Origin of the sequence: Citrobacter sp. Cpo126, assembly GCF_030332445.1 — a bacterium.
Classification (GTDB): domain Bacteria; phylum Pseudomonadota; class Gammaproteobacteria; order Enterobacterales; family Enterobacteriaceae; genus Citrobacter; species Citrobacter portucalensis.
Genome location: NZ_JAOWHT010000026.1, coordinates 155,706 through 176,027, shown reverse-complemented (window position 1 = coordinate 176,027; position 20,322 = coordinate 155,706). Strand labels below are relative to the sequence as shown.

General features: G+C 51.7%; 20 protein-coding genes and 1 other annotated feature. Of the genes, 9 read left to right on the top strand and 11 right to left on the bottom strand.

All coding sequences use genetic code 11. The annotated features are described in order from the left end of the window. From OGY17_RS04985 to OGY17_RS04955, 7 genes are all read right to left on the bottom strand, one after another. The coding region (locus OGY17_RS04985) for an IS110 family transposase (RefSeq protein ID WP_267445968.1) at positions 1 to 455 on the bottom strand (455 nt) is incomplete at its 3' end. A gap of 237 nt (positions 456 to 692) precedes the next feature. Then, positions 693 to 2,567: a molecular chaperone HtpG gene (gene htpG / locus OGY17_RS04980; RefSeq protein ID WP_032942554.1), complete on the bottom strand. Its 1,875-nt coding sequence runs from the start codon at positions 2,565 to 2,567 to the stop codon at positions 693 to 695. Positions 2,568 to 2,677: 110 nt separating this feature from the next. After that, positions 2,678 to 3,283, bottom strand: coding sequence for a recombination mediator RecR (recR, locus tag OGY17_RS04975; RefSeq protein WP_032942553.1), 606 nt, complete (start codon positions 3,281 to 3,283; stop codon positions 2,678 to 2,680). Next, on the bottom strand, positions 3,283 to 3,612 hold the full coding sequence (locus OGY17_RS04970; protein WP_003021764.1) for a YbaB/EbfC family nucleoid-associated protein: 330 nt from the start codon (positions 3,610 to 3,612) through the stop codon (positions 3,283 to 3,285). The genes recR and OGY17_RS04970 overlap by 1 nt, the downstream gene beginning before the upstream one ends. Before the next feature lie 57 nt (positions 3,613 to 3,669). Beyond that, a complete protein-coding gene (dnaX, locus tag OGY17_RS04965; protein WP_032942552.1) occupies positions 3,670 to 5,598 on the bottom strand; it encodes a DNA polymerase III subunit gamma/tau in 1,929 nt (642 codons plus the stop codon). Next, positions 4,273 to 4,337 (bottom strand) — a sequence feature (DnaX frameshifting element). It overlaps the preceding gene by 65 nt. Before the next feature lie 210 nt (positions 5,599 to 5,808). Next, the gene (apt, locus tag OGY17_RS04960) at positions 5,809 to 6,360 is read right to left on the bottom strand and encodes an adenine phosphoribosyltransferase (protein ID WP_003021759.1); all 552 of its coding nucleotides are present in this window, start codon (positions 6,358 to 6,360) and stop codon (positions 5,809 to 5,811) included. 193 nt (positions 6,361 to 6,553) lie between these two features. Further along, the gene (locus OGY17_RS04955) at positions 6,554 to 6,931 is read right to left on the bottom strand and encodes a DUF454 family protein (protein WP_008783969.1); all 378 of its coding nucleotides are present in this window, start codon (positions 6,929 to 6,931) and stop codon (positions 6,554 to 6,556) included. Between the two features lie 69 nt (positions 6,932 to 7,000). Between OGY17_RS04955 and priC the strand changes: the two genes are divergently transcribed. The 3 genes from priC to OGY17_RS04940 all read left to right on the top strand — a co-directional run bounded on the left by priC (position 7,001) and on the right by OGY17_RS04940 (position 8,703). Next, positions 7,001 to 7,528 (top strand): primosomal replication protein N'', encoded by a 528-nt coding sequence (priC, locus tag OGY17_RS04950; protein ID WP_008783968.1) that lies wholly within the window; start codon positions 7,001 to 7,003, stop codon positions 7,526 to 7,528. A 14-nt stretch (positions 7,529 to 7,542) separates the two neighbouring features. Further along, complete coding sequence (gene rsmS / locus OGY17_RS04945) at positions 7,543 to 7,710, top strand: pleiotropic regulatory protein RsmS (protein WP_065772037.1); 168 nt, start codon at positions 7,543 to 7,545, stop codon at positions 7,708 to 7,710. Positions 7,711 to 7,779: 69 nt separating this feature from the next. Continuing rightward, positions 7,780 to 8,703, top strand: a complete 924-nt coding sequence (locus OGY17_RS04940) for an Rpn family recombination-promoting nuclease/putative transposase (protein WP_048214781.1) — start codon at positions 7,780 to 7,782, stop codon at positions 8,701 to 8,703. Positions 8,704 to 8,742: 39 nt separating this feature from the next. Here OGY17_RS04940 and mscK read toward each other — a convergent pair whose 3' ends face one another. Continuing rightward, complete coding sequence (gene mscK / locus OGY17_RS04935; protein ID WP_048235963.1) at positions 8,743 to 12,108, bottom strand: mechanosensitive channel MscK; 3,366 nt, start codon at positions 12,106 to 12,108, stop codon at positions 8,743 to 8,745. Between the two features lie 128 nt (positions 12,109 to 12,236). Then, positions 12,237 to 12,887 (bottom strand): multidrug efflux transporter transcriptional repressor AcrR, encoded by a 651-nt coding sequence (acrR, locus tag OGY17_RS04930; protein ID WP_003831045.1) that lies wholly within the window; start codon positions 12,885 to 12,887, stop codon positions 12,237 to 12,239. Between the two features lie 141 nt (positions 12,888 to 13,028). On the opposite strand from acrR, the gene acrA reads away from it, so the two are divergent. The 6 genes from acrA to OGY17_RS04900 all read left to right on the top strand — a co-directional run bounded on the left by acrA (position 13,029) and on the right by OGY17_RS04900 (position 19,823). Next, positions 13,029 to 14,222 carry a multidrug efflux RND transporter periplasmic adaptor subunit AcrA gene (gene acrA, locus OGY17_RS04925; protein ID WP_003831044.1) on the top strand — a complete coding sequence of 398 codons (1,194 nt, stop codon included), beginning with the start codon at positions 13,029 to 13,031 and terminating at the stop codon, positions 14,220 to 14,222. A gap of 22 nt (positions 14,223 to 14,244) precedes the next feature. Next, positions 14,245 to 17,394 (top strand): efflux RND transporter permease AcrB, encoded by a 3,150-nt coding sequence (acrB, locus tag OGY17_RS04920; RefSeq protein ID WP_008783964.1) that lies wholly within the window; start codon positions 14,245 to 14,247, stop codon positions 17,392 to 17,394. A 488-nt stretch (positions 17,395 to 17,882) separates the two neighbouring features. Further along, positions 17,883 to 18,257: an Hha toxicity modulator TomB gene (gene tomB / locus OGY17_RS04915; protein ID WP_003021733.1), complete on the top strand. Its 375-nt coding sequence runs from the start codon at positions 17,883 to 17,885 to the stop codon at positions 18,255 to 18,257. Positions 18,258 to 18,284: 27 nt separating this feature from the next. Further along, positions 18,285 to 18,503: a hemolysin expression-modulating protein Hha gene (hha, locus tag OGY17_RS04910; RefSeq protein WP_002892050.1), complete on the top strand. Its 219-nt coding sequence runs from the start codon at positions 18,285 to 18,287 to the stop codon at positions 18,501 to 18,503. 181 nt (positions 18,504 to 18,684) lie between these two features. Continuing rightward, entirely contained in the window at positions 18,685 to 19,236 is a 552-nt protein-coding gene (gene maa, locus OGY17_RS04905) for a maltose O-acetyltransferase (RefSeq protein ID WP_008783963.1), read from the top strand. A gap of 116 nt (positions 19,237 to 19,352) precedes the next feature. After that, on the top strand, positions 19,353 to 19,823 hold the full coding sequence (locus OGY17_RS04900) for a YlaC family protein (protein WP_060682648.1): 471 nt from the start codon (positions 19,353 to 19,355) through the stop codon (positions 19,821 to 19,823). Between the two features lie 78 nt (positions 19,824 to 19,901). Here the strand turns inward: OGY17_RS04900 and ykgO are convergent, their stop codons facing one another. Then, positions 19,902 to 20,042 (bottom strand): type B 50S ribosomal protein L36, encoded by a 141-nt coding sequence (gene ykgO, locus OGY17_RS04895; RefSeq protein ID WP_005125190.1) that lies wholly within the window; start codon positions 20,040 to 20,042, stop codon positions 19,902 to 19,904. A gap of 1 nt (position 20,043) precedes the next feature. After that, positions 20,044 to 20,304, bottom strand: a complete 261-nt coding sequence (locus OGY17_RS04890) for a type B 50S ribosomal protein L31 (RefSeq protein WP_008783961.1) — start codon at positions 20,302 to 20,304, stop codon at positions 20,044 to 20,046. Positions 20,305 to 20,322 lie beyond the last annotated feature (18 nt).

Genomic DNA, 20,322 nt, shown 5'->3' with positions numbered 1-20,322 from the left:
AGGCGATTCAGTTCCTGCGTACGCATATCCGTCAGTGACTGATGGCGCAGCACCAGTGCCCGTAACGCCCGTTCAACCGGATGCGGAGCTTCCCAGACTGCCGGGCGCTTCTGACGGCAAAACTCTGCCAGCATGCGGGCATCAACGGCATCGGTTTTGCTGCGCAGCCCCTCGCTCTGTGCGAAGGCTTTGCCGAGGGCAGGATTGATGATGGAGACGGTGAATCCGGCATCACTGAGATGGGCGGCCACGTCTTCCATATACGTACTGGTGGCTTCCATACAGATATGCGCCGGCGCCACGTTATGGCTGTTGAGCCAGTGGAGGAGTTCATTGTGGCCCTTCAGGGTGTTCGCAAATTTTTTACTGCGGTGACGGCCATCGGGACGCAGCACATCGACATCCAGCTTGGCTTTAGAGACGTCAATACCGATAAAATGAAGTTCCTGTTCCATAGTGAGACCAACCTTGTGAATGCGGATTACCGGGAAAACCGGTCCATGATACTGTCCGGTTTGTCACTTGTGGAGAACGGCAGTCCGCTGCATAAATCTACAATACAGGTTGTTAACCTAAGGCCGGATACGGCATGCGGACGGCATGGCAGGGAGAACTGGCCGGCCCTCTCTGCACAGAGAGGATAATACAAGGCCGGATAAGCGTTAACGCCATCCGGCATTACATTACGGGTATCAGGACACCAGCAACTGGTTCATACGACGGATGAACTGGTTCGGGTCTTCCAGCGTGCCGCGCTCAGCAAACAGCGCCTGATCCAGCAGCAGTTCGACCCATTCTTTGAACTGCGCTTCGTCCTGGGTATCCGCCGTGCGTTTTACCAGCACGTGGTCCGGGTTCAGTTCAAAGATATATTTCACTTCCGGTACGGCCTGGCCCGCAGCGGCAAACAGTTTCGCCATCTGGGTGCTCATTTCATCCGCATCGGTGGTGACGATGGCTGGCGTGTCGGTCAGACGGTGAGTCAGACGCACTTCTTTCACGCGGTCGCCCAGCAGGGTTTTCACGCGCTCAACGAACGGCGTCAGCGCTTTTTCCGCTTCTTTTGCCGATTCATCAACTTCATCCGCCAGCTTGTCGATGGACTCGTCAGCTTTGGCAACAGACTGGAATGCCTTACCGTCGAACTCGGTCAGGTAGTTCATCATCCACTCATCGATGCGGTCAGAAAGCAGCAGGACTTCTATGCCTTTCTTACGCAGCAGTTCCAGGTGCGGGCTGCTCTTCGCTGCCGCATAGCTGTCTGCGGTGATGTAGTAGATTTTCTCCTGCCCTTCTTTCATCCGCGACACGTAGTCTTCCAGCGACACGGTCTGTGCGGAGGAGTCAGTGTGCGTAGACGCGAAGCGCATCAGCTTAGCGATCGTTTCCTGGTTGGCGTGATCTTCCGCCGGGCCTTCTTTCAGTACCAGGCCGAACTGTTTCCAGAAGGTCTGGTATTTCTCCGCGTCGTCTTTCGCCAGTTTTTCCAGCATCTGCAGTACGCGTTTGGTCAGCGCGCTGCGCAGGTTACGGGTGACGGTGCTGTCCTGCAGGATCTCACGGGAAACGTTCAGCGGCAGATCGTTGGAATCTATCAGACCGCGCACAAAGCGCAGGTAGTTCGGCATGAACTGCTCGGCGTCGTCCATAATAAACACACGCTGGACGTACAGTTTCAGACCATGCTTGTGATCGCGGTTCCACATATCCCACGGAGCCTGGGACGGGATGTACAGCAGGCTGGTGTACTCCTGCTTACCTTCCACACGGTTGTGGCTCCAGGTCAGCGGGTCAGTGAAGTCGTGGGCGATATGCTTGTAGAACTCGTTGTACTCATCGTCTTTGATTTCCGACTTGTTACGGGTCCACAGCGCCTGCGCTTTGTTGATCTTTTCCCAGGAAACCACGGTCTCGCCGTCTTTTTCTTCGGATTTTTCGATCTCTACCGGCAGCGCGATATGGTCGGAATATTTGCTGATGATGGAACGTACGCGCCAGTCATCAAGGAACTCATCTTCGCCTTCACGCAGATGCAGGGTGATTTCGGTGCCGCGATCGTCTTTGGTGATGTCGGCAACGGTGTACTCACCTTCGCCCGCAGATTCCCAGAACACGCCGTTTTCCGGCTTATCGCCCGCAGCGCGGGTACGCACGGTGACTTTGTCCGCCACGATGAACGCAGAGTAGAAACCCACCCCGAACTGGCCGATCAACTGGCTGTCTTTCGCCTGATCGGATCCCATGGATTCGAGGAAAGATTTAGTACCGGATTTCGCAATGGTCCCCAGATGATCGATAACGTCATCACGGTTCATCCCCACGCCGTTATCGGCAATGGTCAACGTACGCTTATCTTTATCGAAGGAAACACGTACACGCAGCTCACCGTCGCCTTCATACAGGTCCGGGTTAGACAGGGCGCGGAAACGCAGCTTGTCTGCCGCATCCGAGGCGTTAGAGATAAGCTCACGCAGGAAGATTTCTTTATTGGAATACAGAGAATGGATCATCAGGTGCAGAAGTTGTTTTACTTCTGACTGAAAACCACGAGTTTCTTGTCCTTTCATGTAGATCTACCTCAACAATGCCATTTTCAATGGTAAAAACACGTTGAGGGTGAAATGGGGACAAGCGGGAAGGATTTCAAGCGGAAGCCGCCGTCGCGGCCTCCGTTTGTTCAGAATTTAATCTTGTGTCGCCCTGCCAGAGAGTGCGACAGCGTAGTGCCATCGACCATTTCCAGCTCGCCGCCTACCGGAACGCCATGGGCGATACGGCTGGCTTCAACGCCATATTGCATGCAAAGCTCAGCAATATAGTTGGCGGTCGCCTCTCCTTCGACCGTAGGATTGGTCGCCAGGATCAGTTCGTTGATGTGCTCAGACTCCAGTCGCTGTTCGAGACGATCCAGCCCGATATCATCAGGGCCAATACCGTCCAGCGGCGACAGGTGTCCCATCAGCACGAAGTAACGTCCGGAAAATTGCCCGGTTTGCTCAATGGCGTAGATGTCCGCCGGACTCTCCACCACACAAATCTGACCGTTTTCCTGGCGACGCGGGTTCGAGCAAATGTTGCAGACGTCTTGCTCTGTGAAGGTGCGGCAATCGGCACAATGGCCGATTTCCGACATTGCCTTCGTTAACGCCTGTGCCAGACGCATCCCGCCGCTGCGATCGCGCTGAAGTAGCGTGAACGCCATGCGCTGCGCCGACTTCGGGCCAACGCCCGGCAGACAGCGCAGTGCTTCCATAAGCTGAGTTAACAGCGGGCTGGTTTGCATCAGAACGGCATCTTAAAGCCAGGCGGCAGCTGCATTCCGGAGGAAACAGAGGCCATCTTCTCTTTCTGCGTCTCTTCAATGCGACGCGCCGCGTCGTTGAATGCCGCAGCAACCAGGTCTTCCAGCATCTCTTTGTCGTCTTCCAGCAGGCTTGGATCGATCTCCACGCGACGGCAGTTGTGCGCGCCGTTAATGGTCACTTTTACCAGACCCGCGCCAGATTCGCCGGTCACTTCCAGCTTGGCGACTTCTTCCTGCATCTGCTGCATTTTTTCTTGCATCTGCTGGGCCTGTTTCATCAGGTTACCCAGACCGCCTTTACCAAACATAGGCTTCTCTCTCAATCACGTTAAGGGATGACGACCGTCAAACCATTAGGCTCACGATCAAATGGGGCGAATACTCTCTTCGTCCAGCTCCGCATCGAAAAAACGACGCAGCGTCTGGATGTTATTATCCGCAATAATCGACTCACGCGCCTGCGCGAGCTTCTCTTCATAAATGGCCTGACGCCACTCCAGCGGCGTACGCACCGCTGGATTATCATCTTCAACGATGGTCAATTCAACCGTTGACCCCGTTAAGGAACTCAGTGCTTCAGCCAGTTTTTGCTGCGCGCCGCTGGAATTAAGGTGTCGCTGCGTGGAACGCAGGTGCAGGCAAACCACGTTGCCATTCTCTTCTTTCCACGCATTAAGCGCCACCTGCTCCACCAGTTTAGGCAGCGAGAGCTGACTCACCTGGGCGGCCCACGGGTCGCGTTCAATGGCTTCAGCCGCAAGCTTTGCCGCCAGTTCCGGCGTTTTTTCATGCTCAAGCGCTTTTTTCAGCGCTTTCGGCGTGGCAACGACTTCTTTAACTTCTGCAACAGGATTGGTCGCTTTCCAGCGATACGCTTCTTTCTTCGCCGGTGCTTTTTCCAGCGCAGAGACCGCCGGACGCGCCTGAACACGTTCCGACACCGAAGCCAGTCTTTCCAGCGCAGCATTATTCACCGGCCGCGCGCGGGAAGCGGCTGCCGGTTCACTCTTTTTTGCTTTGGTTGCTCCCTGAGCGCGTTGCAGCTGGTTACGCGCCGCCAACACCTGACTGGTGGCATCGGAGAGCGGCACATTCTGTTGCTGTTGTGCAGGCGCGGGCTGCTGCTGCACCTGCGTCGGGGTCATCACCGCCGTGGGTGCGACCGGGGCAAACGACTGTCGTGGAACTTCAGGTTCCGGGAGCGGCATGCGCGGATGAAAAGCCAGCGCACGCAGCAGCGTCATTTCGACGCCCATTCGCCTGTCCGGTGCATACGGCAGTTCTTTGCGGCCGATTAACAAAGTCTGGTAGTAAAGCTGCACATCGGTTGGCGGAACAATTCGCGCCAGTTCACGCATACGCTGTTCAATGGCGGCCATATCGCTGCCGAGCGCGGCAGGCGAAAGCTGAACCATGGCAATACGATGCAGCAAAGCCGACATCTCAACCAGCAGCGCTTCCCATTCGATACCGCGCGCGGCGGCGTCGTTTACCAGCGCCATAACGCGTTCGCCGTCCGCAGCCACAACCGCTTCAACGAGCGAGAGCGCCTGGTCGTCGTCCAGCGTGCCGAGCATGGTGCTGACCGCCTCGGTCGAGACCTGACCATCGCCGCTGGCGATCGCCTGATCGGTCAGGCTCAGCGCATCACGCAGGCTACCGTCCGCGGCGCGAGCCAGCAGTTGCAGTGCACGTGGTTCATGGGCGATATGCTCTTCTTTGAGGATATGCTCAAGCTGATGGCGAATCTGTTCGACATCCAACGCTTTAAGGTGGAATTGCAGACAGCGCGACAGGATAGTCACCGGCAGCTTCTGCGGATCGGTAGTCGCCAGCAGGAACTTAACGTGCGCGGGCGGCTCTTCGAGCGTTTTCAGCAAGGCATTAAAACTGTGGCGCGACAGCATGTGCACTTCGTCGATCAAGTAGACCTTAAAGCGACCGCGCGCAGGCGCATACTGGACGTTATCCAGCAGGTCACGGGTGTCTTCGACTTTGGTGCGTGAGGCGGCATCGATTTCAATCAGATCGACAAAACGCCCCTGCTCGATTTCCCGGCAGTTATCGCACACGCCACACGGCGTGGCGGTGATGCCGGTTTCACAGTTTAATCCCTTCGCCAGCAAGCGGGCGATAGAGGTTTTCCCGACGCCACGGGTGCCGGAAAACAAATAAGCATGATGAATACGCCCTAGCGACAAGCCGTTCGCCAGTGCCGTCAGCACATGTTCCTGGCCGACGACGTCAGCAAAGGTTTGTGGGCGCCATTTTCGGGCTAAGACCTGATAACTCATTGGCAGGCTCTGAAAGGCTGGAGGGTGGATTCACAGGGGGATAATGCTAACACAACCTCGCAGCGACGGCGAGGTTGACACGTTATATTCGGGCGTTATCGTTGCAGTCAGTTTGGTTTCGGGCAGCGCACAGAAACCGGAGCGTACACGCAGTACGTGAGGATTTCGAGCACTGACCGGGGCCAAAATGGCAAAAAAGATAGCCCTAAATTAGTGGCCCGGGAATGGAACCAGGCTATAACAGGTAAGCCCCTGTTTTTCCAGACGCTGTTCGCCGCCCAGATCAAACAGGTTAATGATAAAAGCAGCATCGGTAACTTCACCACCCAGACGGCGGATCAGCTTTACGGTCGCTTCAATCGTGCCGCCAGTTGCCAGCAGGTCGTCCACAACCAGCACTTTATCGCCAGGTTTGATGGCATCAACGTGGATTTCCAGCTGATCGGTGCCGTACTCCAGCTCATAGGTCTCAGCAATAACTTCACGCGGAAGCTTACGGGGTTTGCGTACCGGAACAAAGCCGACGCCCAGACCCAACGCTACCGGCGCGCCAAACAGGAAGCCACGCGCTTCGGTGCCAACCACTTTAGTGATACCCGCATTTTTGTAGCGTTCAACCAGCAATTCAATGCTGAGGGCGTAGGCTTTCGGGTCTTCCAGTAAACTGGTGACATCACGAAATAGAATGCCCGGTTTTGGGTAGTCGTGGATGCTTTTGATGCTATTTTTGAGAAACTCAAGCTGCTGTGCTGTCGCGGTCATAAGTTTGTGCCTGATTAATACAGTATTACTTCACGGCGCACTAAACACTTCATCCTCGACGTATCTTGAATGATTTTGTGTCTATATAAGAGCCAAGGTTACACTTGCTTAACCTTTGACCACCTGCGCCTGTGCTCGAAAACGGTCGAATTTACTGGCTGTGAGAGACAATTGCAACAGCGATTATTACGCTTTACTGCTTTTGTTGTTTTTCATCAATCACCGGGATCCGCCACATAAAAATCAGTAAACAGGCGAGAATAACCAGCAGCAGGCCGCGTACCCACATCATATTGACCAGCCACAGTGAAATACCAAACGTCACCAGGATCAACAAAATAGCGCGCGGTTTTGCTCCCGGCGGCATCGCACGGTGTTTTTGCCAGTGGCGCAAATACCCGCCGAACCACGAACGGTAAAGCAACCAGTCGTGAAAACGCGGCGATGAGCGGGCAAAACACCAGGCAGCCAGCAGTATAAACGGCGTCGTCGGCAACAGAGGCAATACAACGCCCAGCGTACCTAGCACTACCGCTATCCAGCCAATGATGATTAGAATAATGCGTTGCATAATATGAGTACTTAACACAGAGAATCGCTACTTTAGCATAACGGTTCTCATTTTCATCGGAGTGTTGTTGTGAAAACCGCCATGCTGTTACAGACGCTCGAAAACCAGCTTAACCGCTTGCGACAACACTGCGCCCCGCTGGCGCACCACACAACGCTTAGCGCCCGCTTTGACAGGCATCTGTTTCACACGCGCAGCACGTTGCTGCAGGCCTGTCTGGATGAGGCTGACGATAATCTTACTGCCCTGCGTCGCGCCGTTGAGCAGCAACAACTCCCACAAATCACCTGGCTTGCGGAACACCTTGCCTCACAGTTAGAGGCGATTTCACGTGAAACCGCCAGTTGGTCCCTTCGAGAGTGGGACAGCGCTTCTCCAGGTCTGGCGCGCTGGCAGCGCAAGCGGGTCCAACATCAGGAATTTGAACGCCGTCTGGTTGAAATGACGCGTGAACGCAAAGAGCGTCTGGCTCAGGCTACCGGCTTTGAAGAACAGCAAAAACTGCATCGTGAAGTAGAAGCATTCGAGGCGCGACTGGCGCGTTGTCGCCATGCTCTGGCAAGAATAGAAAACGTGCTGGCGCGTTTAACCCGTTAATCCCCGGAGAATTTATGTCATTAGAGAACGCCCCGGACGAGGTCAAACTGGCCGTCGATTTGATTGTTTTACTTGAGGAAAATCAGCTACCAGCACGAACGGTGCTACGCGCGCTGGAGATCGTCATGCGTGATTATGAAAACAAACTTAAAACTGCGGAAGGCACCTCGCAAACTGATTAATTGCCCTCTGGTCTGCCATTGGCTTCGGTGTCAGAGTCGTCGCAACATCACGACGATAACGGACAGATCATGGAACGACTCCCCACCACACCCCACGACGCGGTCTTTCGGCAAATGCTGACGCAAAAGGAAGTTGCCCGAGATTTTTTGCAGATCCATTTGCCTGAAGCATTTCTCAATATATGCGATATGGATACATTAACGCTGGAATCAGGCAGCTTTATTGAGGACGATTTACATACCAGCTATTCAGATATCCTCTATTCCCTGCAAACAACACATGGACCCAGCTACGTTTACGCACTGATTGAACATCAGAGTAAGCCCGATAAATTCATGGCCTTTCGCCTGATGCGCTACGCAATTGCCGCCATGCAACACCATCTTAACGCCGGGCATAAGACATTACCTCTGGTCGTTCCTATCCTGTTTTACCATGGTATGGAAAGTCCGTGGCCTTATACCCTTAACTGGCATCACCTGTTTAGCGAACCAAAGCTTGCGAAAGCGCTTTACGGCAATGAATTTACACTGGTAGACCTGACCGTAATGCCAGATAATCAGATCTTGCAGCATCAACGGGTAGCGATGCTGGAACTCCTGCAAAAACATATTCGTCGACGGGATCTGAGTGAGCTATTGGATCAACTGGTCACACTCTTAACACAAGAGCATCTGACAGAATATCAAATCGACGTTTTGATTAATTACATGCTTAAAGCAGGAAATACCACGGAACCCGGCGTACTTGTCCGCCATCTGGCGCAGAGTGCGCCACAGTACAAGGAACAGCTGATGACGATTGCCGAATGGTTGGAAGAAAAAGGCAGAGTGGAAGGCATACAACAAGGGCTGGAAAAAGGGTTAGAAGAAGGTCGGCAGGTTGAAGCGCGTAATATCGCACAAAAAATGCTCGCCCGCGGCCTGGAACTGGAGCTGATTACGCACCTTACAGGCCTGACGCAGGAAGAACTGGTCGCGCTGGCGCACTAAATGCAATCAGGGCGGCAAATATGCCGCCCTGATTGCAACTTAACCTACTGAAGGCGTCGGATCATCACCTTTAATAATGTCACGCTTAACCTCAGTCACGGTATCACCTTTCGCGTTATGCAGATGCACTTCGAGCTGGTTAAAGGCGATATCAATGTCGTTTTCACGGCACAAACGATCGACCGCACGGTTCAGTTCATCAACCGTGTGGCTACGATCGCGCAGTTCACGCACGTATAAACGCAGTTCATGATCCAGCGTGCTGGCACCGAAGGCGGTAAAGAACACCGCAGGCTCTGGATCGTGCATCACTTTCGGGTGTTCCATCGCCGCCTGCAGCAGCACTTTCTTCACTTTATCCAGATCCGAACCGTAGGCCACGCCGATGCGGATCACCAGACGCGTGGTGGTATCGGAAAGCGACCAGTTGATCAAACGCTCCGTCACAAATGCTTTGTTCGGGATGATCACCTCTTTGCGATCGAAGTCGGTAATAGTGGTGGCACGGATACGGATCTTGCTGACCGTTCCTGAGAACGTACCGATAGTCACGGTATCGCCGATGCGGACCGGGCGTTCAAACAGAATAATCAGACCCGAAACAAAGTTACCGAAGATTTCCTGCAAGCCAAAACCAAGACCAACCGACAGGGCTGCTGCCAGCCACTGTAGCTTATCCCATGAAACACCGAGCGATCCGAAGACCGTCATCGCGCCGATGGCGATGATCGCGTAGTTAAGGATCGTGGTGATCGCATACGAAGCGCCCTGACGCATCTTCAGTCGCGACAGCACCAGCACTTCCAGCAGGCCGGGTAAGTTACGGATCAGCGCCCACGCGACCATTGAGGCAATAATCGCAAACAGCAGGCTGCCCATGGTGACGTCTTTCACCACCGCAGCTCCCGCTTCGGTGCCGTTGTAATGCCAGAGCGTAATGCTATCGAGATAACTGAACACGGTGATTAGATCGGACCAAATTGCCCAGAACAGAATACCAAACAGGGCAACCATCACCAGCATTGTTATACGCAGCGTTTGCTGGTTAACCTGCTCAAGCGCAATGGTCGGTTCTTCCTGCGGCTCGGCTCCTTCCGCCCCTTCTTTCACCAGGTTCTGACGACGCGCTAAGGCACGGCGCCAGGCGATACGACGTGCCGCCACACTCAATCCACGCAGTACCGTCTGATACAGCAGGTTCCAAAGGATAACCAGATAGACCGTTTCAATCCAACGACCGGCCAGGCGCAACGTGGTGTAGAAATACCCTGTCGCCGTCAGCACCATTAATGCAATCGGGATAATTGAGAGGACAGTAATGGTAACCAGACGCAAGCCATGCGACTCTTTGTCGCGCCAGCTTTCACGACACATTGGCCATACCAGGAAGGCGATCAGCAGCAGGTTGAGGAAAATAACTACCTGACCCAGCACATCGTCCATCAAATTAAGCGGCGACAGCTCAGCAATGACCGACCAGAAGTTGAGCGGTAACAGCGCCAGGCTAATACGCACGATCTGGCGGCGCCAGTGGCTTGTCTGTTTCGCTGGCATACCAAAATGACGAATTGCCACGCCATCTTTTTCCAGCACCTTCCAGCACAGACCAAACACCAGCCAGAAGACTGTCATCTTCTTACTGAACGCCCACAGCAGATCGCTGATATTCAACTGCATGGTAAGCAGAATCAGGCCCAAGGCGAGGATAATCAGGCACGCAGGTAACGCTCGGATCAGATCGATCAGAATCGCTTTTGGTGTATTGAGCTGACTGTCATTACGCAGATTCCCTACTGCGGCGGCTAATTTCGCCTGATACTCTTTCAACCATTTCAAACGCCAGCGGATTAACCCGGCAATAAGCAGCAGTGGCAGCCCCGCCAGGAACGCAATAAAGACGGCGGGCCAGGCTTTTTCCCAGTTCACTGTGATTTTCATCGACTTAAACTGGTCTTTTAGCGTTTGCGGGAAGGCTTTGATCCAGTCCCAGTCCATCGGACGGTTACTATTAACCCAGAAGATTTGCTGCGTGAGGATCCCTTTCAGGTTCTTCGACACGCTCATTAGCTGCTGTTGATTGATTTGCAGGTTAATTGCCATCATCAACTGGTTGCCCAGCTGCTTGTTCAGCTGATCCAACAGTTCACGGCGCATATCCACAACCTGCAGCAGGGCATCATGGACTTCACCATTCACTTCGTTGCTGTGCCCTTCTTCCAGTTTGGCGACAAACGCATCGTTCTGGAATAGCGCATCACGCTGCTGGTTGATTTCAAACTGCTCCAGACGCAAATCGGCGATCCGGTTGGTCATATCGGCAAGTTCATCCGCCGACGGCAGTGTTTGTTGTTGCTGATACAGAATACGCGACAGCAGCAGACTGCCTTTCAGGACGGCGATCTGTTCTTTAATATTGCGTTCGGATTGCAGCGCGCGGTCAAGCCAGTTTTTGACTTTGATATTCTGCTGCATCAGGTTGTTGCCGTTTTCGGTCGCGGCAATCAGACGCTGGCTGAGCTGATGGTTAACGTCCAGTTCCTGCTTCACTAACGGGTTTGACTGAATACGTTCGGCTTCATCCGGCGTTACCGCTTCCTGAGCCGTCTTTTCGGTTAACGTCAGTCGTTTGCTGTTCACCGCTTCTTGCAGAAGCTGGAGCTGATGTTCAAGCCGGTTACTGTTAGCTGTTACGTAATCACGTTGTTTTTGCAAGGTATCCTGCAAAACAGTATTACCTTCGAGGCTCTTACGCTGTTGGTCGATCTGCGCACTCAGCAGCGCCTGCTGTGCCTGCAGCAACACCTGCTGGCTGGGGCGTAACGCAGCCTCTCCCACATTGTTGCCATCGAGTCGATTACGAATTTGCTGCATTTGCTGCGACGCGGTGTACATCGCATTCTGCACACGCTCTGGCTGCGTCTGGAGCGACACCAGTTGGCTGTTGTAAGCGGCAAGATCGTTTTGCGCACTTTGCAGGTCATCCAAAACCTGTGCCACGCGCGACTCAAGCTGTCGCAAGGAGAGTGTACTCAGCGTTTTTCGCGTTTCATCGTCGTTATCGACATCGCTGAGCGAATTTAACGCATCCGTCGCCTGACGCATTTTCTCCGGTGCCTGGGCAACTTTCTGGCGAAGCTGTACGGTCTCATCTTTCACGCGATCGATTTTATCCAACGTGGCGATGGTATCGATGAGATCCTGTTGGACCAGCTTATCCTGCGCGGAGAGATCTTTTTGTTTACTCAGCGCGTCCAGTTGGCTCTGAATATCCGCTTTCGTCGGCAGTTCACCACTCTGTTGCGCCCGCGCAAAAGCAGACGACTGGCAAGATAGCAAGAGAATGAAGAAAAGAATGGTAATAGCAATAAGATGCTGTGAACGTTTATAGAGCTGCAACATAGTCATGAGAATGAACGTTTCTGAACCGGAAAAGTGACCGAAAATAGTCAAGCGGCAAGAATATCACGGCTGTGACCGGCAGAATAGCAGCAGGCAAAACGACCAGGAGAATTCCTGGTACAGGCCCAAAACGTTTAGTGGATTTCCGCCACGCCAAGCCGCAGAGTTGGGCACATAAGGCACATCTCCAGCAGCACAGCGACGTATTCCCGAGCTTCTTTTTTCAGATCAAACGATTCGGGGGCAAATAACCAGTTTTCTATGATTCCGGTAATATAGCTGCGCAACAGGACCGCCACGCGACGGGTGTTCAGGTTTTCCGGCAGCATATTGGCATCCATACAGTGTCGCAATGTTTGTTCGATACGATCGTAATTTTCAATACAAAGATGGCGTTGAGCTAACTGAACAGAGGCCATTTCCCCGACAAATTCGCATTTGTGGAATATAATTTCCAGCAACAAACGTCGGCGTTCTTCTGTCACGGTAGCTTCAAGAACGTAAATTAAAATTTCTCTTAATACTGATAGTGGATCGTCGGGGAATTTTGCCTGATACTCAGTCTCTAACTCATCAATGTTAGGTTTTGCTAGCTCCCAGATTTCACTGAATAAATCCGACTTGTTTTTGAAATGCCAATAGATTGCGCCGCGCGTGACACCAGCGGCTTTTGCGATCTCCGCAAGCGAGGTGGATGATACCCCTTGTTGCGAAAACAAATGCAGAGCAACATCGAGAATATGCTGTCGTGTTTCCTGTGCTTGTTGTTTGGTTTTTCGTGCCATATGTCAGTGAATTTACAGGCGTTAGATTTACATACATTTGTGAATGTATGTACCATAGCACGACGATAATATAAACGCAGCAATGGGTTTATGGGCTTTAAGCCATTGATCAATTTGAAATCGGACACTCGAGGTTTACATATGAACAAAAACAGAGGGTTAACGCCTCTGGCAGTCGTTCTGATGCTCTCAGGCAGCTTAGCGCTAACAGGATGTGACGACAAACAGGCCCAACAAGGGGGCCAGCAGATGCCAGAGGTTGGAGTTGTTACGCTCAAAACTGAACCTCTACAGATAACAACTGAGCTTCCGGGTCGCACCAGTGCGTTTCGCATTGCAGAAGTTCGTCCTCAGGTTAGCGGTATTATCCTGAAGCGTAATTTCACGGAAGGTGGCGATATCGAAGCGGGTGTATCTCTCTATCAGATTGATCCTGCAACTTACCAGGCCGCTTATGAAAGCGCAAAAGGCGATCTGGCCAAAGCACAAGCCGCAGCAAATATCGCTCAACTGACGGTTAAACGTTATCAGAAACTGTTGGGTACCAAGTACATCAGTCAACAGGACTATGATAGCGCGCTGGCAGACGCACAGCAGGCAAACGCCGCCGTTGTCGCCGCGAAAGCCGCGGTAGAAACTGCACGCATCAATCTGGCCTATACCAAAGTGACGTCGCCGATCAGCGGCCGCATTGGTAAATCATCCGTTACGGAAGGTGCTCTGGTGCAAAACGGTCAAGCGACCGCGCTGGCGACCGTTCAACAGTTGGACCCGATCTACGTGGACGTGACGCAGTCAAGCAACGACTTCCTGCGCCTGAAGCAAGAGCTGGCCAACGGCACGCTGAAGCAAGAGAACGGCAAAGCGAAAGTCGAACTGGTAACCAATGACGGCATTAAATTCCCGCAGTCCGGCACGCTGGAATTTTCTGATGTGACGGTTGATCAAACTACCGGGTCGATTACGTTACGCGCCATCTTCCCTAACCCGGATCACACCTTACTGCCGGGTATGTTCGTTCGCGCACGTCTGGAAGAAGGGATTAACCCAACGGCATTACTGGTTCCACAGCAAGGCGTTACCCGTACACCGCGTGGCGATGCCAGTGCATTGGTTATCGGTGCAGACAACAAAGTTGAAACTCGTCAAATTGTCGCGGCACAAGCGATTGGCGACAAATGGTTAGTCACTGATGGACTTAAGCCGGGCGACCGAGTGATTGTCACTGGGCTGCAGAAAGTACGTCCTGGCGCGCAGGTAAAAGCGCAGGAAATCACCGCTGATAACAACCAGCAAGGCCAAAGCGGTAGCCAGCCTGAACAGTCCAAGTCTTAACTTAAACAGGAGCCGTTAAGACATGCCTAATTTCTTTATCGATCGCCCAATATTTGCGTGGGTGATCGCCATTATCATCATGTTGGCAGGGGGGCTCGCGATCCTCAAATTGCCGGTAGCGCAATATCCGACTATTGCACCGCCAGCAGTGACGATCTCCGCGACCTACCCTGGCGCTGATGCCAAAACAGTACAGGATACTGTTACGCAGGTTATCGAACAGAACATGAACGGTATCGATAACCTGATGTACATGTCCTCTAACAGTGACTCCACGGGTACCGTGCAGATCACCCTAACCTTCCAGTCTGGTACTGATGCGGATATCGCGCAGGTACAGGTGCAGAACAAACTGCAGCTGGCCATGCCGTTGCTGCCTCAGGAAGTACAGCAACAAGGGGTTAGCGTTGAGAAGTCATCCAGCAGCTTCCTGATGGTTGTCGGTGTTATCAACACCAACGGCACCATGACGCAGGAGGATATTTCCGACTACGTTGGCGCCAACATGAAGGATGCCATCAGCCGTACTTCAGGTGTGGGTGATGTTCAGCTGTTCGGTTCTCAGTACGCGATGCGTATCTGGATGGATCCGAACAAACTGAACAACTTCCAGCTGACGCCGGTTGATGTAATCAGCGCCATCAAAGCGCAGAACGCCCAGGTTGCAGCCGGTCAGTTAGGTGGTACACCACCGGTGAAAGGCCAGCAGCTTAACGCGTCAATCATCGCGCAAACCCGTCTGACCTCCGCTGATGAGTTCAGCAAAATTCTGCTGAAAGTGAATCAGGATGGTTCCCAGGTTCGTCTGCGTGACGTGGCGAAAGTGGAACTGGGCGGTGAGAACTACGACATCATTGCGAAGTTCAACGGTAAACCGGCATCCGGTCTGGGTATCAAGCTGGCGACAGGTGCTAACGCCCTGGATACAGCAAACGCTATCCGCGATGAACTGAAGAAGATGGAACCGTTCTTCCCGTCAGGTCTGAAGATCGTTTACCCGTATGACACCACGCCGTTCGTGAAAATATCTATTCACGAAGTAGTGAAAACGCTGGCGGAAGCAATCATCCTCGTGTTCCTGGTAATGTATCTGTTCCTGCAGAACTTCCGCGCGACGCTGATTCCGACTATCGCCGTGCCGGTGGTGCTCTTGGGTACGTTTGCCGTCCTTGCGATTTTCGGCTTCTCGATAAACACCCTGACGATGTTCGGGATGGTGCTCGCCATCGGCCTGCTGGTGGATGACGCCATCGTTGTGGTCGAGAACGTTGAACGTGTAATGGCTGAGGAAGGACTACCGCCGAAGGAAGCAACGCGTAAATCAATGGGCCAGATTCAGGGCGCACTGGTGGGTATCGCGATGGTACTGTCAGCGGTATTTATCCCAATGGCGTTCTTCGGGGGGTCTACCGGTGCAATTTACCGTCAGTTCTCCATCACCATTGTTTCCGCGATGGCGTTGTCTGTACTGGTGGCATTGATTCTGACCCCTGCCCTGTGTGCGACCATGCTCAAACCGATTGCTAAAGGCGATCACGGAGAAGGCAAAAAAGGCTTCTTCGGCTGGTTTAACCGCATGTTCGATAAGAGTACGCACCATTACACCGATAGCGTAGGCGGTATTCTGCGCAGCACCGGTCGTTATCTGGCGCTGTATCTGATCATCGTCGTGGGCATGGCCTATCTGTTCGTTCGTCTGCCAAGTTCGTTCCTGCCAGACGAAGACCAGGGGGTATTCCTGTCTATGGCTCAGCTGCCAGCGGGTGCAACGCAAGAGCGTACCCAGAAGGTGCTGGACGAAATGACGGATTACTATCTGACCAAAGAAAAAGCGAACGTTGAATCGGTGTTTGCCGTTAACGGCTTCGGTTTTGCAGGTCGTGGTCAGAACACCGGTATCGCATTCGTCTCTTTGAAAGACTGGAGTGAACGTCCAGGTAAAGAGAACAAAGTTGAAGCGATTACTCAACGTGCAATGGGCGCATTCTCGCAGATCAAAGACGCGATGGTCTTTGCCTTTAACCTGCCAGCGATTGTGGAGTTAGGGACCGCAACCGGTTTTGACTTCCAGTTGATTGACCAGGCAGGTCTGGGCCATGAGAAGCTGACTCAGGCGCGTAACCAACTGTTTGGTGAAGTCGCGAAGCATCCTGATCTGTTGGTCGGTGTTCGTCCTAACGGTCTGGAAGATACGCCGCAGTTCAAGATCGATATCGATCAGGAAAAAGCGCAGGCTCTGGGCGTTTCCATTAGTGATATTAATACAACGCTGGGTGCAGCATGGGGCGGAAGCTACGTGAATGACTTCATCGACCGTGGTCGTGTGAAGAAAGTTTACGTCATGTCTGAAGCGAAATACCGTATGTTGCCGGAAGATATTGGAAACTGGTATGTCCGCGGCAGCGATGGACAGATGGTACCGTTCTCCGCCTTCTCTACCTCACGTTGGGAATACGGTTCACCGCGTCTGGAACGCTATAACGGTCTGCCGTCCATGGAAATCTTAGGCCAGGCCGCTCCGGGTAAAAGTACCGGTGAAGCCATGGCCATGATGGAGCAACTGGCCAGCAAACTGCCATCCGGTATCGGTTATGACTGGACCGGTATGTCCTACCAGGAACGACTGTCCGGCAACCAGGCCCCTGCCCTGTATGCCATTTCACTGATTGTCGTGTTCTTGTGTCTGGCAGCGCTGTACGAGAGCTGGTCAATTCCGTTCTCCGTAATGCTGGTTGTACCGCTGGGTGTTATCGGTGCATTGCTGGCAGCAACGTTCCGCGGCCTGACCAACGACGTTTACTTCCAGGTAGGCCTGCTCACAACCATTGGGTTGTCGGCGAAGAACGCGATACTTATCGTCGAATTCGCCAAAGACTTGATGGATAAAGAAGGTAAAGGTCTGATAGAGGCGACGCTGGACGCAGTACGCATGCGTTTACGTCCAATCCTGATGACGTCACTGGCCTTTATTCTGGGCGTAATGCCGCTGGTCATCAGCTCCGGCGCAGGTTCCGGTGCACAGAACGCCGTTGGTACTGGCGTAATGGGCGGGATGGTGACGGCAACCGTGTTGGCGATCTTCTTTGTTCCGGTGTTCTTTGTGGTGGTACGCCGCCGCTTTAGCCGCAAAAATGAAGATATTGAGCATAGCCACTCAGTAGAGCATCATTGATACATCTCTAAAGATAAGGCCGCGCAAGCGGCCTTTTTTCTGGAAAAATCATAAAAATCACTTATTGCCATTCCGTTTATTTTCTATCGGATAAATAAGCGATATAATCCTTGCAGCCTTAAAGGCTATTCTTAAAAAAACAGCGAGAGTTCTTATTTACTTTAATAAATATTAAGATTAATCCTATCCACTGGTTCACATTGTCGGTTGTTGCCTTTCGTTGCTAAACCTAAACAAGATAACCCGATGATTGCCCGAAGAATAAAGAAATTGTCCCATTTCGAATAGCGGCATTTATCTGTTAAAATGTAAAAATGACGTAGCATCATAATTTTACATAATTGTAATTTTTCGTGATATGACGATGAAATCTTTTTTAGAGTAGATTATAGTTAAATCATCAGGAGTCGCGGGCAAGTTCCAGGTAGTTGTTGTATCCATCCCGAAAGGTGTTCGGTTAGTTTAAGCCACTAAGAAGGGGATGCGTTATGGATGAATACTCACCCAAAAGACATGATATCGCGCAGCTTAAATTTCTCTGCGAAACTCTGTATCATGACTGTCTTGCAAACCTTGAACAAAGTAACCATGGCTGGGTTAATGACCCTACCTCTGCAACCAGCTTGCAGCTCAATGAACTGATAGAGCATATTGCAACCTTCGCACTTAATTATAAAATTAAGTACAATGAGGACAATAAGCTGATCGCGCAGATAGATGAATACCTGGATGACACTTTTATGTTGTTCAGCAGTTATGGTATTAATACGCAGGATCTGCAGAAATGGCGGAAGTCAGGTAATCGACTGTTTCGCTGTTTTGTCAATGCCACCAGGGCTAATCCTGTTAGTTTGTCTTGTTAAAAATTATTACAATCATAGGTAAGAGTTATGTCCGATAAACCATTAACTAAAACAGATTATTTGATGCGCCTGCGACGTTGCCAGACAATTGATACGCTAGAGCGCGTTATTGAAAAAAATAAATATGAATTGTCCGACAACGAACTGGCTGTATTTTACTCAGCAGCAGATCATCGCCTTGCTGAATTGACCATGAATAAGCTTTACGACAAGATTCCAACTTCTGTTTGGAAATTCATTCGCTAATTGCACTCAAGGTTAAGTCAGGTATAGCGGTACCGTTGTCTGGCTGACCATTTTCGTATTTACAATGGTTATTTAATTCAAATCGCGTGACTATGATCACAGCAAAGGAGCGGGAACGTTCCCCTTGTTTGCATTACGTTTTACTGTGCTGAAATAACCTTCAGTACACAGGGAATTCGTAATGCGTAATGAAAAGCAAAAAATGATCGCCGGCGAATACTATCGCCCGGCAGATGAAATGCTGCGCAGTGACCGACTACGCGCTCGTCAGTTGATCCATCGCTACAATCTCACCGCTCCCGATGAAAAAAATGAGCGTCAGGCAATCCTGCACGATCTGTTAGGTCAGAGTGAGGGAGCCTATATTGAACCCTCTTTCCGTTGTGATTACGGTTATAACATCTATCTTGGTAAAGACTTTTACGCCAACTTCGACTGCGTTATGCTCGACGTCTGTCCAATTCATATTGGCGACAACTGCATGCTGGCACCAGGCGTTCATATCTATACCGCGACCCATCCGCTGGATGCTACCGAGCGCAACAGTGGCCTGGAGTTCGGAAAGCCCGTGACTATCGGCAATAATGTCTGGATAGGTGGCCGTGCAGTGATCAATCCCGGCGTCACGCTGGGCGATAACGTGGTTGTGGCATCAGGCGCAGTGGTCACTAAAAGCGTTCCGGCAAACACCGTGGTTGGGGGCAATCCCGCAAGGATCATCAAAACGCTGTGATCTTAAATGTAACTGTTATGCTAAATTGCGGTTAATCTGTTACTTTCTTCAAAGGGTATCCCCTTTTAAAATAGGGCGATCCCTCCTGAATTTTGCAGATATCACGAAGGCAAGAGATGACAGAAATACAGCGCCTGCTTACTGAAACAATCGACGACTTAAATATTCGCGAGAAGCGCGACAACAAACCGCGCTTTAGCATCAGCTTTATTCGCAAACACCCTGGGCTGTTTATCGGCATGTATGTTGCGTGGTTTGCCACGTTGGCGGTGATGCTACAGTCAGAAACGTTAGTCGATTCGGTATGGCTGCTGGTGGTACTGTTCGTTGTACTCAACGGCTTTTTCTTTTTCGACGTTGCGCCACGATACCGCTTTGAAGATATCGACGTTCTGGATTTTAGAGTTTGCTATAACGGAGAATGGTACAACACTCGCTTTGTCCCCTCCTCTCTCATCGATACTATCCTGCACTCACCGTCCGTGGATAGCGAACATAAAGCACAGCTGCAAAAGATGATATCGCGAAAAGGCGAACTCTCGTTTTACGATATCTTTACGCTTACCCGCGCCCAGACCAGCCAGTAACGGCATCTCAGCACAGATAAAAAAAGTGCGTTCCTGCGAAGGTAACGCACTTTAATCCCTGAAATGCTGGCAAAGAAACTAACGTCTTTTTTTACGCCCCTGTACTGCTTTAAAGCGCGGATTCGTTTTGCAGATAACGTACAAACGCCCTTTGCGTTTTACTATCTGGCAGTCAGGATGGCGCTGTTTTGCGCTGCGAAGTGAATTGAGTACCTGCATTTTAACCCCGCTTAACGCCAATAAAATGACCAAAACGTTTTTGGAAACGTGCTGCACTACCTTCATTATCAAAGGTTTTTTGTTTCCCGGTATAGTACGGATGTGATTTAGAAGAGATATCGAGGGTCACGTACGGGTACATTTTCCCCTCAAACTCAATTTCACGCTCAGTCTTGATGGTCGAACCGACCTTAAAGAATTCATTGGCACTGGTATCGTGAAACACTACGGTACGGTAAAAAGGATGAATATCCGGTTTCATGGCAACCTCAATTTGATA

Excerpts from the sequence above, each read along its gene's own strand:
- htpG (WP_032942554.1), bottom strand. The coding sequence starts at position 2,567 with ATGAAAGGACAAGAAACTCGTGGTTTTCAGTCAGAAGTAAAACAACTT.
- recR (WP_032942553.1), bottom strand. The coding sequence starts at position 3,283 with ATGCAAACCAGCCCGCTGTTAACTCAGCTTATGGAAGCACTGCGCTGT.
- OGY17_RS04970 (WP_003021764.1), bottom strand. The coding sequence starts at position 3,612 with ATGTTTGGTAAAGGCGGTCTGGGTAACCTGATGAAACAGGCCCAGCAG.
- dnaX (WP_032942552.1), bottom strand. The coding sequence starts at position 5,598 with ATGAGTTATCAGGTCTTAGCCCGAAAATGGCGCCCACAAACCTTTGCT.
- apt (WP_003021759.1), bottom strand. The coding sequence starts at position 6,360 with ATGACCGCGACAGCACAGCAGCTTGAGTTTCTCAAAAATAGCATCAAA.
- OGY17_RS04955 (WP_008783969.1), bottom strand. The coding sequence starts at position 6,931 with ATGCAACGCATTATTCTAATCATCATTGGCTGGATAGCGGTAGTGCTA.
- rsmS (WP_065772037.1), top strand. The coding sequence starts at position 7,543 with ATGTCATTAGAGAACGCCCCGGACGAGGTCAAACTGGCCGTCGATTTG.
- OGY17_RS04940 (WP_048214781.1), top strand. The coding sequence starts at position 7,780 with ATGGAACGACTCCCCACCACACCCCACGACGCGGTCTTTCGGCAAATG.
- mscK (WP_048235963.1), bottom strand. The coding sequence starts at position 12,108 with ATGACTATGTTGCAGCTCTATAAACGTTCACAGCATCTTATTGCTATT.
- acrR (WP_003831045.1), bottom strand. The coding sequence starts at position 12,887 with ATGGCACGAAAAACCAAACAACAAGCACAGGAAACACGACAGCATATT.
- acrA (WP_003831044.1), top strand. The coding sequence starts at position 13,029 with ATGAACAAAAACAGAGGGTTAACGCCTCTGGCAGTCGTTCTGATGCTC.
- acrB (WP_008783964.1), top strand. The coding sequence starts at position 14,245 with ATGCCTAATTTCTTTATCGATCGCCCAATATTTGCGTGGGTGATCGCC.
- tomB (WP_003021733.1), top strand. The coding sequence starts at position 17,883 with ATGGATGAATACTCACCCAAAAGACATGATATCGCGCAGCTTAAATTT.
- hha (WP_002892050.1), top strand. The coding sequence starts at position 18,285 with ATGTCCGATAAACCATTAACTAAAACAGATTATTTGATGCGCCTGCGA.
- maa (WP_008783963.1), top strand. The coding sequence starts at position 18,685 with ATGCGTAATGAAAAGCAAAAAATGATCGCCGGCGAATACTATCGCCCG.
- OGY17_RS04900 (WP_060682648.1), top strand. The coding sequence starts at position 19,353 with ATGACAGAAATACAGCGCCTGCTTACTGAAACAATCGACGACTTAAAT.
- ykgO (WP_005125190.1), bottom strand. The coding sequence starts at position 20,042 with ATGCAGGTACTCAATTCACTTCGCAGCGCAAAACAGCGCCATCCTGAC.
- OGY17_RS04890 (WP_008783961.1), bottom strand. The coding sequence starts at position 20,304 with ATGAAACCGGATATTCATCCTTTTTACCGTACCGTAGTGTTTCACGAT.